Source organism: Neisseria flavescens, from assembly GCF_001618065.1.
Lineage (GTDB): Bacteria > Pseudomonadota > Gammaproteobacteria > Burkholderiales > Neisseriaceae > Neisseria > Neisseria flavescens_A.
In genome coordinates this window covers 45,272-58,436 of sequence record NZ_LAEI01000050.1, presented here as the reverse complement: position 1 = coordinate 58,436, position 13,165 = coordinate 45,272, and the positions used below count along the sequence as shown (strand labels likewise).

Below are 13,165 nucleotides of genomic sequence, written 5' to 3'. Positions count from 1 at the left end.
CCCGGGGCTTACCGGACCCTTAAGGGTTCAACCCCGTTTACGTTTCCGACCCTTTACCGGTTCGGCCCGTTTAACCGTTACCCGGTCCCCGGGCGTTAACCCCGGTGGTACCCCAACCGGTACCGGTTTACCGCCCCTTTAACGTTTACCGGTCCCCGTTTTACCGGTACGTCCCCGGTACCCGGTTCCGGCGACCCACGTACGTTCACCCTTTAGTTCGCCCGTTTACGTCGCCCTTACGTCGACCGGTCCTGCTACACGTATCACCTTATCGCCTTCGTTGCCCTTTAGCGCCGGACTGCGACCAGTGTCACCTTTAGGCTACCAGTTGTCACCGTCTTTAGGTATCGGTAGTAGTGGTATTACCGTTTACCGTCTTTTGTATCGGTTACAGTGTGAGTACCGTTGCCGTTGCTTAACGTCGGCTTCAGCGTTCTACCGTCTTTACGATAGTAGTAGTGGTATTACCTTCGCCCATCCAGTGATGGTTACAGTGTGAGTACCATCGCCGTTGTCTTTAACGTCGGCTTTAGCATTCTTACCATCTACACCGTCTTTACCGTCTTTAACGATGGTAGTAGTGACTGTACCGGTCTCAAGATCAGTAATAGTGATTGTATGGGTACCGTCACCATTATCTACAACTTCACCTGTGATGCTGCCACCTTTTTCACCAGTGTCACCTTTATCGCCTTTGTCGCCTTTAGCGCCGGCTGCGCCAGTGTCACCTTTATCGCCTTTGTCGCCTTTAGGGCCAGCAGGACCGGTATCGCCTTTTTCGCCTTTAGGACCAGTAGCGCCGGAAGCACCAGTAGAACCACCACCGATTACGCTCAGGGTGTATTCGTTAGTGCCGTTTGAAGTCATTTTCAGACCTTCACCAGCGATCAGTTTCAGAGGATTGCCTGCTGAATTTGGGTTGTATTTGAATGTACCTACAGCAGGTGAGCTACCGCTACCATCGTGGCCTTGGAATACAAATGGATTCAGATTTTCGATGCGGTTTGCTACGGCAAACAATTGAGAGCCGTTGATTGCATCGGTAGAAGTTGAAGAGATACGACCTGCGGCAACGTTTTGGATTTGACGTTCGTTACCTGCAGAGCCTACAGACAATACTGCGCCGTTATTTAAACCGCTGGTTGCGCCTGCGAAACCACCGTAAGTGTAGTTGCCAACAGTAGCGCTGTTAGTAGGTGAGAATGCGCTGGTTGTAGAACCGTTACCCAGGGCTACGCTGTTTTCGAGAGTAGATTTAGCTTCTGTACCCAAAGCCAAAGTGTTTTTAGCTGTTGCTTGAGCACCGTTACCCAGAGCAGTTGCATAATCACCACCATTGGCTTGAGCACCACGGCCCAATGCAATCGCTTGTTTAGAAGCAGCGTTACTTTGTACGCCCAAAGCTACTGAATATTTACCAGTTGCTGTAGCAGCAGGACCGAATGCAGCGGCAGAAGTACCGTCAGCTACAGAGCCACGACCGATTGCTACGTCAGAACCTTGTTTCGCTTGAGCGTCGCCACCCAATGCTACCGCGCCATTTGCCAGAGCTTTAGAGCGCTCACCGATGGCTGTAGCTACGATACCGGTTGCTTGAGATTCTGTACCGATTGCCATTGCCGAACCGGCATTATTTACTACGCCGTCGCCATCAGAACCGGTAGAAGTACCATTTGCTGTAGCAGCATAACCTACTGCAACGTCAGCAGTTTTAGAAGCATTTGATTTAGAACCTACTGCAATAGAGTTATTACCAACGGCTTTAGCAGCAGTACCTGCTTTATTACCAAAATTACCATCCATCGCACCGCCAATAGCTACAGAATTTTCACCTGTTGCTTGAGCAGATGCACCACCGGCAAATGAGCCTGCGCCATTCGCTTGAGACAACACGCCGATAGCGGTACTACGTGCAGCAGTTGATTCAGCATAAGCACCGATACCAATTGCATTATCGCCTCTAGAAGCTGTTTTTGTACCGACAGCAATGGAGTTATTGTTAGCCGCAGTAGCAGTTTGACCTACGGCAATAGAGTTAGACTCAGCAGCAGTAGCGTTAGAACCTACAGCAACTGCAGCTTCTTTATTGGCTTGCGCATATGGACCAACTGCAACTGTCAGATTACCTTCTGCTTTTGTATATGAACCAACGCCGATAGCTTGAATACCTGACGCATTTGCGCTAGTACCTGCTGCAATCGCGTGGTCTTGTTTTGCTACGCTATCTTTACCGACAGCAATCGCATTGGTCCAAGCGCCATGAGCGTTATTACCAATCGCGATAGAATCTTGATGTGAAGCATCTGCATGCGTACCCACTGCAACAGCCGCAGCACTTGCATGAGAATTATCACCGATAGCGGTTGCAAATTGTGCGTCAGCAGTTGCACGGTTACCGTATGCACTTGCGGAGTCTTGAGTAGCAGTCGCACGGTTACCTACTGCAGTCGCACGAATTTGAGTTGCTTGGGCTACGTTACCAATTGCAATAGAAGCTTCACCACTTGCAATAGAGCTTACACCGATTGCAGTTGAAGCACCTTTGGTTGCTTGGTTGTTGTTACCTACAGCCAATGCAGAGTTTGCGGTCGCAGTATTATTAGCACCGATCGCAGTTGTACCCCACTCATTATTAGTTGTGTTTTGATAGCCTACAACAATAGAGTTTTGGCCAACGTTGTTACTTCCGTTATAAGTGCCATTTGGAGAAATATTAACTGCAGAATTTCCAAGATCCACTCCAGCTTGAGCAGCGCCTGAAGCCATCAAGGCACCTGCCGCTGCAACTGCAGCAGCTACGGCTTTACGCTTATCGGAAGCGGATTTTTTGCCGTGTGCATGGCTGATTTCGGAAACCGCGGTCCATGTCTGGGTCGCGTGATTCCAAATAACTTTAAAGACTTTATTCATATCGATTTTCCTGTAAGGGGTTTGATTTCTTTTGGGACGTGTTGCTCGGCTGTAAACCGCCTGTCCACACATTTGCCGCATTTCAGAGTTTCCCCTTTATGCGGTTTCATGCCGTAATCTCCTGTATGCAATTCCCGTGCCAAAAGTCTCCATTCGGCCGAATAGCAGCTAAAAGCCTGTTTTAAGGGATTTTATGCTGATACATTTTGAGAAGCTTGTGAAGTTTGGGAAACGATGTGCCGTTTTTTGTCAGCTTGTTTCTTAACAAGTCACTTTTTGTCAGCTTCTTTCAATGCATTCGGAATCCTTGTCCAAATTTTATATGCGTTTGGTTTCGCAAATCAACTCTTCCGATAAAGTGTTACTTTTTCGGCCTCAACGGTCATGCCCGTTAAATTTACTTGTTGCTTTTTTTAAACGGTTTTTCTAGCTGTTTGATTTTACTTTTTTATTCTCAAACAATAATGATTAATAAATAATATATGATTTAAATAGTTTCTTTAGTGATAGATTTAAGTATGGGCTTTTATTTAGAGAATTAATGAAATTTGTATTGAAGATCGGCTTAAAACGTGTGATGGATTTGTATGGCCTGTTTTCAGACGGCCTTTGACGTTTCCTAACATATAAATAGTGAATAAATGATACGAATTTATGCGCTATTGAGCCGATGGACAGCGTTAAAAAGGCAAGTGTAAAACTTGCCTTTACGTTTGGGATTTAGTTGTTCTCTGGTGTAGAAAACCGTGTTGTTTTTCAGACGGCCTTACCAACGGAATGTTTGGGTCACGCCTGCGGAAGCGCCGTTGTTGCCGGCATAGCCGTAACCGCCGGTATGACTGGAGGCGCAGGCGGTAAGTGTGGCGAGGGTGAGGATGAGGAGGATGTGTTTCATGTTTCTTTCTCTGAGTGGGTTGGTTTTAGACTTTTGTGGCGTTGCGTTGCTGCATAAATTGGACGGGCTGGGGCTTAGTCGCTTTGTCCTGATTTGCAGTTAAGCCGCTAAATTGTTTGATGATTGAAGAAGGCCGTCTGAAAACGGGTTTCATGATATTGAAACTTTGTTTTCAGACGGCCTTTATTTTATATCAGCTTACTAGAGACAGGAATATTTGAAATCCTAACCACTTATCCGCCCTACTTACTCGTCTGCAGTCAAACGACGGACAAAATCAGCAAAGCTGTCGGCAATATATTCCTCATGAAAATTATCCAAATAAATATTGATAACCGATGGCTCACCATCGGTATTTATATTGCGGTAATCCAGCGCAAAAAATCCGTGCCCGCTATCTTCTTCGGCAAAGTAAACACCAATATGCGGCAATGCGTGATTTTTGGAATCCTCCAAAAAACGGCTACCCATTTGACCGCACAAGGCATTATTATTCGCAAAACCAATACCATATATACCACGAACCATTAGTTCGCATTCATATCCATCCGTATCGGCATAACGAAAAAAACAACGTTTCAAACTACCGCCATTTTTCAGGCGCATCAAAGCTATATAATCAATGGGCAGAGAATAGCCCAGCTCCTCTTCCACGCGTGCAATAATCTCATCCGTAAGCGGCGTATCCCCTTCAAAACCTTCGTCATAGTTAACAAAAAGATTGGCAGCAAAATCTGCCAACTCAGCTTGGCTAAAAGACATGACTTATCCCATTTATTAAAACTTAGGCCGTCTGAAATCGGTTTTCAGACGGCCTTCATTTTATATCAGCTTATTAGTGGCGGAAATGGCGGATGCCGGTTACGACCATGGCGATGCCGTGTTCGTCCGCTGCGTCAAAGACTTCTTGGTCGCGCATCGAGCCTGCCGGATGAATGATGGCTTTGATGCCCTGTTCGGCAATCACATCCACGCCGTCGCGGAATGGGAAGAAGGCATCGGAAGCGGCACATGCGCCGTTGAGGTCGAGATTGGCATCTTGCGCTTTGCGGGCGGCGATGCGGGTGCTGTCCACGCGGCTCATTTGGCCTGCGCCGATGCCGTAGGTTTGACCGCCTTTGCCGAAGACAATGGCGTTGGATTTGACGTATTTTGCGACGTTCCAGACAAACATCAGGTCGTTCCATTCTTGCTCGGTCGGTTGGCGTTTGGAGACAACTTTCAAATCGGCGCGGTTGATGCGGTGGATGTCGGGGGTTTGTACCAACAGTCCGCCGCCGACGCGTTTGAGTTCAAAGCGATTGGCTCCTGCTTCGAGCGGCACTTCCAATACGCGCACGTTTTTCTTGGCGGCGGCGATTTCGAGGGCTTCGGCGGTGAACTTCGGCGCCATGAGGACTTCCATAAATTGGTTGTCGGTAATTTGTTTGACAGTTTCGCCGTCTACTTCGCGGTTGAAGGCGATGATGCCGCCGAATGCGCTGGTGGTGTCGGTAGCGTAGGCGAGTTTGTAGGCGGTCAATGTATCGGCTGCGACGGCAACGCCGCACGGATTGGCGTGTTTCACAATCACACAGGCGGGCGCATCGAAGGATTTGACGGCTTCCCATGCGGCATCGGCATCGGCGATGTTGTTGTACGACAATTCTTTGCCTTGCAGCTGTTTGTAGGCAGAAAGGCTGCCTGCGGCGGGGTAAATATCGCGGTAGAACGCGGCGCGTTGGTGCGGATTTTCGCCGTAGCGCATGTCTTGCACTTTAATCCAGCTTTGGTTGAACTGGCTTGGGAATTCGCCGATTTGGGGCTGGCCGCTCAAGACGTCGTCTGAAAGCGAGGTCAGGTAGTTGGAAATCATACCGTCGTATTGGGCGGTGTGGCTGAACGCTTTGCGTGAGAGGTTGAAACGGGTTTTGTCGCTCAATGCGCCGTTGTTGGCTTCGAGTTCGGAGGCGATGGCCGGGAAATCGGCGGTGTCGGTAACGATGGCGACGTGTTTCCAGTTTTTCGCGGCAGAACGCACCATGGTTGGGCCGCCGATGTCGATGTTTTCAATCGCGTCTTCCAGTGTGCAGTTTGGTTTGGCGATGGTGGCGGCGAAGGGGTAGAGGTTGACGCACACGAGGTCGATATTGCCGATGCCGTGTTCTTCCATCTTGGCGACGTGTTCGTCCAAATCGCGACGGCCGAGGATGCCGCCGTGGATTTTCGGATGCAGGGTTTTCACGCGGCCGTCGAGCATTTCGGGAAAACCGGTATAGTCGGCAACTTCGATAACGGGAACGCCTGCATCAGCCAAGAGTTTTGCTGTACCGCCGGTAGAGAGGATTTCAACACCGAGCTTGGTCAGGGTTTGGGCAAATTCGACTGCGCCTGTCTTGTCGGATAGGCTGATCAGGGCGCGTTTGATGGAAGACATTTGGATTTCCTTTGTTGAAGGTTTAATCGATACACGCTACTAGAGCAAATATGAAATAAAATTAAATGGGATGTTTAGTCACGATAACATCCCCTTGGACAATTCAATAAATTTATGCCTTACGGCAAGCCATATCTTGTTTATCGCCCTGCATACGGACGCTTAGGCTGTCATTCCCGATTTTTTTAACCTGCATTTGCAATTTATCTGATTTACCAATGCCATTTCTCATCTGGGCAAACATTTCCTTATCCACTTCACGCCACGGAATAGTGCGAATTTTAGTTGTGCTATGTTGTCTTTGAACATCGGTGGTTTTAATATTCAAACCAACTTTTCCTCCGTTCAACGTCCAAGTACCGTCTGTAAACACCCGATAAACTAAGGTTTCATCATCTGGAGAAGGAATATTCATATCCACAATCACGCTTACTTTTTGCTCACTGCCAAAAGTAAACGTCATCGGCGTTTTATCAGTGGCAGCGCACTGCCATTTACCGAGTAGTTGCGCTTCTTGAACAACAACAGGTTTTGCCAACACAGGCGCAGCAGCAAAGGCAGCAAGAAGAAAAATCAGGTGTTTTTTTTGCATAACAGTTTCTTTCTATAAAATCGGGAGTGAATAAGCTACTTTCTTAGTTTTCCAACTGCCTTATACAAGTTTGAAGACACTGGCAATAAGTTCGACAGAATACATCTTCAATCTTGGCAAAACATTATGGGATGAATTTTCAGGGCGGTATTATCCGCTATTTTCGCCTTTTTGGCAGTAGGTTTTTATAGATATTGTTAACAATTTTATTGTAAAAGGCCGTCTGAAACTTGGTTTCAGACGGCCTTTTGCTTTTTCTTATTTAAATCCCATTTTCTTTGCCACCCATACTGCGCCTGCCATGCCTGCACATAATGGCATGAGTAAGGCAACGGGGGCGTAGGTTAGCTCCAAAATAAAGGCTATGGCTGTCAGTGGCATTTTGAGGGAAACGCCGAGAAAAACGGCAGCGCCGACAACGGCAGCGCTTTCGGACGACACTTCTGGGAAAACGCTGTTCCACGCGGCGGCAGCGGCAAAGGCGATGGTGCTGCCGAGCATCATGGACGGGGTAATCAGGCCGCCGTATGCGCCTGCCGCCAGCGCCATTAAGACGACCAGCCATTTGACGGCGGTCAGCTCAAGGCTGTGTTGCCAGTCGGTCATGCCGCCAAAGGTCAGTTGGTTGCCTGCTTTGCCGTTGCCCAAAATTTCGGGAAACCAAACGGCAATCACGCCGATGAGTGCAAACATACAGACGGCCAAGGGAATGATTTTGATGTTGTCGCGCTTGATGAAGGGGAACTTTTGGGCTGTGCGCTGGAAAAAGACGGCGGTTGCGCCCAGTATCGGGCCGATGATGACGGAAAACCAAAGTAATGAGGTGTTGATGGAAAGGTTGGTCGGATGATATTGCTGCACGTCGCCCAAGCCGATGCGTGCGACGGCGGTGGCGATGACTGAAGTCAGCAATGCGGCGGCGACGGCTTGCTGCGTCCACAAGCCCAGCATGGCTTCGAGGATAAAAAGTGTGGAGGCGAGCGGCACGTTATACACAGCCGCCAAACCTGCACCCGAGGCGCAAGCGATGACCAGCCTTGCGTCGTCTTCGCTCAACCCGAAACGGTTGACGCCTACTGAAGCAAAGGCAGCGGTCATTTCGCGCGGCGCAACTTCACGACCGAGCGGCGAGCCCAGCCCGACAGTAATGATTTGCAACAGGGCATGGCTGACGGTTTCAAAAAACGGAAAACCGGCGAGCGGATTTTTAACCACTGCTTTGATACTCGGTTGCGGTCTGCCGTAGCGTTTGAGAAACCACCACCCCAAACCAACCACCACGCCGCAAAAGGCCATCACGCCGATACGTCGCTCCGGACTTGCCTGCGATACGCCCTCTCGGAATGAAACGTATAGGCCGTCTGAACCGTAACCATAGGCAAGATGTTGAATTGTGTGCATGATTTCGGTTAATACAATGCCGACCATGCCGCCGATAATGCCGGTAATGATGAGGGCGGCCCAGAGTTTATGCGTTTCTTTCACGGGATTTGACTTGAGGTAGTAATGGTTTGATCAAAGCGTTTTTCGAGGGAACTATTGTCCGCCTAGGGGATAGTTTTTGGGGGCGACGTGGGTTTTGCCGTTATAAGGGAAAATATATTTCTGATTTTTATAATTTTTCTTTCTTGATACGCCGCTGAGTTTTGCAGCCAACGCCCATACGCCGGATACGGCAGGACGGCTTTTGTCAAAAGCAATTTTGGCTTCCAGGCTGACAAACGTGTCTTCGCAGAGGCGTTTTTCGCGCCCTTTATATTCATCGCAATTGCCGTAATATGCGCCGTTATCGTTACCGCTGATCATGACACTGTTGCGGATTCGGTTGCTATCATCGGTAAACAGGAAGTTTTGCGAAGTCGTCGTGTCGCCTTGGCCTGTATAACTTGATTCGGCAACATAGCCCCAGTTTTGCGCGCCTACCTGAACAAACTTCCACGCCTTATTCTCCGGCGGCTCGCCCCATGCGCCGATTTTATCTTTTCCGTGCCGTTTGATTGCCCACTTGCCGTCTGCTTTTTCCAAAACAAACAATTCTGCCAGACCGGAAGAAGCATGAGCGTCTTGTTTTACTTTTTGTTCCATATCGTAGGCAAAACCTGTGTACAACACATAGCGCGCGGCTTTGCCGTTGCGTGTTACGGTATGGTCGGCGACAGGTTTCATGCAATACATGATGTTGTCAGATGCTGTCTCACTGTCTTTCGGCGGCTTGGCGAGCTGGCATTTGTGCGCGGCAAGCGGTCGGTTGTAATACTTGGCAATGACGGCCTGTACGGCGGCTTTGTCGTTATCGGGTGCAGCCGACGCCAAAACGGGGCAGGCAAGCAAAAGCAGGGAGATAATGCGTTTCATAGAAATTTTCCCAAAATGTTTTATTGAAAAAAGTACTGCTTACTTCAGGCCGTCTGAAACCGTTTTCAGACGGCCTTTTTGTGTTTGTTGCTGACACGCGCCAACATACCGGCGACAAAAGTGGACGCAATAACGACGGTAATGCCCATCGCAGACATAGCACTTAAATGTTCGCCCAAAATTAACACTGCCATGATAACGCCGATGACAGGCTCAAGCGAAATCAGTAGGCCGGAGACGTTGGCAGGGACTTTGTTCATGCCTTTGTTCCACAACAGATAGGCAAGCCAACTGCAACCGATCCCCATATACAAAATCGACAGCGTACCGCCCCATGACCAGTTGATTTGATAACTGTCTGCCAACACCAACGAAAACGGCAGACACAACACCGCCGCTACCGCCATGGAAGCCGCGGTAAATGCGGGCGCACCGATACGGGCAACCATCTGCTGGCTCGGACGTATCACGCCTGCAAAACCCAATCCTGCAAGCAAAATCAACAGACAGCCGAACCAGTCAATCGTACCGCCCTCTTCTGCACCGCCCATTACCATCATGCCCACTCCGGCAAACGCCACTGCGCAGCAAATCCAGTGGTAAAGTTTGGCTTTGTCGTTGAAGAAGAAATGACCGACAAAAACTACCAGTAAGGGTTCCAGCCCGACCATGGTAACCGCGCTGGCGGCAGACGTGTATTTCAAACCGATAAACTGAAGCATTAAAACGACAACGTAGTTGACAAAGGAAATCCACAACAACGGCTTCCACTCGCTCCTCGGAATCCAACCCAAATGACGGCGGCACGACGGCAGCACCATCAACGCGGCAATCAACAACCGCGCCTCAACCATCAGCGTCGGGTCGATCATCTCGTAAGAATACTTGGCAGCGATAAAAGAGCTGCCCCAAATCAGCAGGGCAAGTATTTGATAGAACATGGTCCGACCTTTTAAAAAGGGTTAATCGTTTCTTCTCTATATTTATTATTCAGACGGCCTGGAGGGTTAGCCTTTTTTATTTTGTCTGCGTCAGCGAATCCAAAAAGTCGAAGAGTTTGGCATTCATTTCACTGAAATCCGCCGCTTCGATTTTATCCGGATGCTGAACATAAGTTTGGGCTTGGCTTTGTTCGGCCACATTTTCGCGTCCGTCCGCCGCAATCAGCAGCCCGACGGCTTCGCGGTCAAACTCCAAATGGGCCTGGAAGGCATAATGTTTGGGCGCAAAACGGATAATCTGGCGCGGACAGCCTTTGCTGGTCGCCAACACAACCGCCTTATCCGTCAAACCGGGCATATCGCCGTGCCAATGGCCGGTATTCAGGGTTTTGCCCAACAGGGAAACATGGGCATCCGCCAAACCTTCCGCCGTCAGCTCAATCGGATAAATGCCGATTTCACGCTCAGGGCTGCGTGTGTGGCGCGCGCCGTAGGCAACGGATAAAAGCTGCGCACCCAAACACACGCCGACAATATATTTATCCGCCGCCATCGCCTGACGCATCAGGCGCAGCTCGGATTCGGGGTCGTAATACGGGAATGCCTGCCTGTCTTCATCAGGCGATTGCGGCCCGCCCATCACAATCAAAAAATCTATATCGTCCACATTGTCAGGCAGGGTTTCCCTTTCGTACACTTTGGTTGTACTGATGTTATGTCCGCGCCATTGTGCCCATTTCAAATATGCTCCCGGCACTTCAAATGCCTCGTGCAAGATGAAATGGATATTTAATTTATTCGGATTTTGCATTGTTATTTCTCCTTCGACCGTCAGGACGGATTGCCCTGCCGTATTACAGCATACCGTGCTGTTGTAATTTTTTACGCAGGGTATTGCGGTTCAAACCCAAAATGACCGCCGCTTTAGACTGGTTGCCGCCGCATTGCTCCATCACGCAGGCAAGCATCGGCTTTTCCACTTGATGCAATACCATATCATACACGCCGCAAGGTTCCGTACCATCCAAGTCTTTGAAGTATTGTCGTAAGTTTTGTTCAATACATTGCGCAATGTCAGTCGTCGTTTGATTCATCGTGATTGTCTTTCTTTAGATTTGTTTTTAAATGATGAGGCCGTCTGAAACTCTTCAGCCTTCCCGATAATGGCATACCCAACGATCGGCTTTTTCTGAAAGTATCTCAAGATAGGCGGCAAGGGTATCGTATTGTGCTGCGGCGCTGTCCAAGCGGTTGATGTCTCGGCGTGTTTGTTCGCCGTCGGGCATTTCGTCAATGTACCAGCCTATGTGTTTACGGGCGATGCGTACGCCGGCCACTTCGCCATAAAATTCATGCATGGCGCGGATGTGGTTCAAAATGGTGGCGTTGCATTCTGCCAAGCTTAAGGCCGGCGGCAAAACGCCGTGTTCGGCGTAATGTTTTAAATCACGGAAAAGCCACGGCCTGCCTTGTGCGCCGCGCCCTATCATGATGCCGTCGGCAGCGGTTTGCTTGAGGACGGTGGCGGCTTTTTGCGGCGAAGTGATATCGCCGTTGACCCAAACGGGGATGTTCAGACGGCCTTTGGTTTCGGCAATCAGTTCGTAACGCGCCTCGCCTTTGTACATCTGCGTGCGTGTGCGGCCATGGATGGCAAGGGCTGCGATGCCTGATTCTTCGGCGATTTTGGCGATGGTCGGCAAGTTTTGATGTTCATCGTGCCAGCCTAGACGGGTTTTGAGGGTAACGGGTACGTCCACCGCGTTGACAACGGCTTCCAAGATTGCGGCAACCAAAGGCTCGTTTTGCATCAATGCGCTGCCTGCCTGCACATTGCAGACTTTTTTGGCCGGGCAGCCCATATTGATGTCAATCACCTGCGCGCCCAGGCCGACGTTGTAACGCGCAGCTTCCGCCATCTGTTGCGGATCGCTGCCTGCAATCTGCACGGCTACAACTCCGCCCTCGCCTTCAAAATCGCTGCGGCGCAAGGTTTTTTTGGTATGGCGCAAGCTCGGATCGCTGGTCAGCATTTCGCATACCGCCCACCCTGCGCCAAACTCGCGGCAAATCCGGCGGAACGGTTTGTCCGTAATGCCTGCCATAGGGGCAAGTGCGATGGGGTTGTCAATGAAATAGCCGCCGATGTGCATGATGTGTGCGCCAAATTGAAAGGGCTGAAATTGTACAATTTTTAAGCAACTTTTCCAATCGTATTTACATGTTGCACAATGAAAAAGGCCGTCTGAAACTGAGTTTCAGACGGCCTTTTCAGCCACAACATTTAAATAAACAGCATAACCACCATCTGCACTGCGGCCTGAATCATGGCGATAATCGGCCAAATCAGTTTGGCCAGCAGGCCGGTAAACAACAGGATCAGGATAATCCATGTGCCGTATGGCTCGATTTTACGGAACTGCATGGACTGTTTGGCATTGAGAAAGGTATCGATAAAAATACCGCCGTCCCAAGGCAAAATCGGAATCAGGCTGAATGCGACCCAAATCGAGTTCACCATCACGCCGTAACCGGCCATCTGCGCCAAGGGCGCTTGATAAGACTCAGGCACATACGCAGCAAGTACGACGACAAAGCCCCAAAAGAACGCCAAAATCAGATTGGCTATCGGCCCCGAAATCGACACCCAACGCCACGCGCGGCGCGGATCACGGAAATTGCGCGAATCAATGGGCATAGGACGCGCCCAACCAAACAAAAAACTGCCTATCATCAGACACACCAACGGCACGACAATCGTACCGACAGGATCGATGTGCGGCAGCGGATTGAGGGTCAAACGCCCAAACTGCTCGCCGGTATGGTCGCCCCAATACCGCGCCGTATAACCGCGTGCCACTTCGCGCACGGTAATGGCCAACAACACGGGCAATACTGCCAGCAGAAATACGCCTAAATCAAAATTTGCAAACATGGTTTTCCTTATCAAACATGCCGTCTGAAAACAGAAAATATCCTTTCAGACGGCCTGAGGCTTTAATCTTCTTCTGTCTTATCCGAATCGAAAGACTCTTTCAGCTCTTCCCAAGTAATGC

12 protein-coding genes are annotated in these 13,165 nt (G+C 49.7%); all 12 read right to left on the bottom strand.

Annotated elements, in window-relative coordinates; translation table 11 throughout:
* Positions 1 to 444: 444 nt before the first annotated feature.
* The 12 genes from TW89_RS08305 to TW89_RS08250 all read right to left on the bottom strand — a co-directional run bounded on the left by TW89_RS08305 (position 445) and on the right by TW89_RS08250 (position 13,044).
* Positions 445 to 2,910, bottom strand: coding sequence for a collagen-flanked surface repeat-containing protein (locus TW89_RS08305; RefSeq protein ID WP_164836713.1), 2,466 nt, complete (start codon positions 2,908 to 2,910; stop codon positions 445 to 447).
* A 766-nt stretch (positions 2,911 to 3,676) separates the two neighbouring features.
* Complete coding sequence (locus tag TW89_RS12100; protein WP_256388401.1) at positions 3,677 to 3,805, bottom strand: hypothetical protein; 129 nt, start codon at positions 3,803 to 3,805, stop codon at positions 3,677 to 3,679.
* 246 nt (positions 3,806 to 4,051) lie between these two features.
* Entirely contained in the window at positions 4,052 to 4,567 is a 516-nt protein-coding gene (locus TW89_RS08295; protein ID WP_128581125.1) for an SMI1/KNR4 family protein, read from the bottom strand.
* A 73-nt stretch (positions 4,568 to 4,640) separates the two neighbouring features.
* Complete coding sequence (purH, locus tag TW89_RS08290) at positions 4,641 to 6,221, bottom strand: bifunctional phosphoribosylaminoimidazolecarboxamide formyltransferase/IMP cyclohydrolase (protein WP_128581124.1); 1,581 nt, start codon at positions 6,219 to 6,221, stop codon at positions 4,641 to 4,643.
* A 112-nt stretch (positions 6,222 to 6,333) separates the two neighbouring features.
* On the bottom strand, positions 6,334 to 6,813 hold the full coding sequence (locus TW89_RS08285) for a hypothetical protein (protein ID WP_128581123.1): 480 nt from the start codon (positions 6,811 to 6,813) through the stop codon (positions 6,334 to 6,336).
* 258 nt (positions 6,814 to 7,071) lie between these two features.
* Positions 7,072 to 8,241 (bottom strand): chloride channel protein, encoded by a 1,170-nt coding sequence (locus TW89_RS08280; protein WP_225522198.1) that lies wholly within the window; start codon positions 8,239 to 8,241, stop codon positions 7,072 to 7,074.
* A gap of 108 nt (positions 8,242 to 8,349) precedes the next feature.
* Positions 8,350 to 9,168, bottom strand: coding sequence for a hypothetical protein (locus TW89_RS08275; protein ID WP_128581122.1), 819 nt, complete (start codon positions 9,166 to 9,168; stop codon positions 8,350 to 8,352).
* Positions 9,169 to 9,233: 65 nt separating this feature from the next.
* The gene (locus TW89_RS08270) at positions 9,234 to 10,109 is read right to left on the bottom strand and encodes a DMT family transporter (protein ID WP_128581121.1); all 876 of its coding nucleotides are present in this window, start codon (positions 10,107 to 10,109) and stop codon (positions 9,234 to 9,236) included.
* Positions 10,110 to 10,185: 76 nt separating this feature from the next.
* The gene (locus TW89_RS08265; protein WP_070625043.1) at positions 10,186 to 10,920 is read right to left on the bottom strand and encodes a glutamine amidotransferase-related protein; all 735 of its coding nucleotides are present in this window, start codon (positions 10,918 to 10,920) and stop codon (positions 10,186 to 10,188) included.
* A 43-nt stretch (positions 10,921 to 10,963) separates the two neighbouring features.
* Entirely contained in the window at positions 10,964 to 11,203 is a 240-nt protein-coding gene (locus tag TW89_RS08260) for a Fis family transcriptional regulator (protein ID WP_003684241.1), read from the bottom strand.
* 54 nt (positions 11,204 to 11,257) lie between these two features.
* A complete protein-coding gene (gene dusB / locus TW89_RS08255) occupies positions 11,258 to 12,262 on the bottom strand; it encodes a tRNA dihydrouridine synthase DusB (protein ID WP_128581120.1) in 1,005 nt (334 codons plus the stop codon).
* Between the two features lie 131 nt (positions 12,263 to 12,393).
* Complete coding sequence (locus TW89_RS08250) at positions 12,394 to 13,044, bottom strand: site-2 protease family protein (RefSeq protein WP_049344477.1); 651 nt, start codon at positions 13,042 to 13,044, stop codon at positions 12,394 to 12,396.
* Positions 13,045 to 13,165: the final 121 nt, after the last annotated feature.

Coding starts and splice junctions, on each gene's coding strand:
- dusB (WP_128581120.1), bottom strand. CDS start 12,262: ATGCACATCGGCGGCTATTTCATTGACAACCCCATCGCACTTGCCCCT.
- TW89_RS08305 (WP_164836713.1), bottom strand. CDS start 2,910: ATGAATAAAGTCTTTAAAGTTATTTGGAATCACGCGACCCAGACATGG.
- TW89_RS08250 (WP_049344477.1), bottom strand. CDS start 13,044: ATGTTTGCAAATTTTGATTTAGGCGTATTTCTGCTGGCAGTATTGCCC.
- purH (WP_128581124.1), bottom strand. CDS start 6,221: ATGTCTTCCATCAAACGCGCCCTGATCAGCCTATCCGACAAGACAGGC.
- TW89_RS08265 (WP_070625043.1), bottom strand. CDS start 10,920: ATGCAAAATCCGAATAAATTAAATATCCATTTCATCTTGCACGAGGCA.
- TW89_RS08275 (WP_128581122.1), bottom strand. CDS start 9,168: ATGAAACGCATTATCTCCCTGCTTTTGCTTGCCTGCCCCGTTTTGGCG.
- TW89_RS08260 (WP_003684241.1), bottom strand. CDS start 11,203: ATGAATCAAACGACGACTGACATTGCGCAATGTATTGAACAAAACTTA.
- TW89_RS08280 (WP_225522198.1), bottom strand. CDS start 8,241: ATGGTCGGCATTGTATTAACCGAAATCATGCACACAATTCAACATCTT.
- TW89_RS12100 (WP_256388401.1), bottom strand. CDS start 3,805: ATGAAACACATCCTCCTCATCCTCACCCTCGCCACACTTACCGCCTGC.
- TW89_RS08270 (WP_128581121.1), bottom strand. CDS start 10,109: ATGTTCTATCAAATACTTGCCCTGCTGATTTGGGGCAGCTCTTTTATC.
- TW89_RS08295 (WP_128581125.1), bottom strand. CDS start 4,567: ATGTCTTTTAGCCAAGCTGAGTTGGCAGATTTTGCTGCCAATCTTTTT.
- TW89_RS08285 (WP_128581123.1), bottom strand. CDS start 6,813: ATGCAAAAAAAACACCTGATTTTTCTTCTTGCTGCCTTTGCTGCTGCG.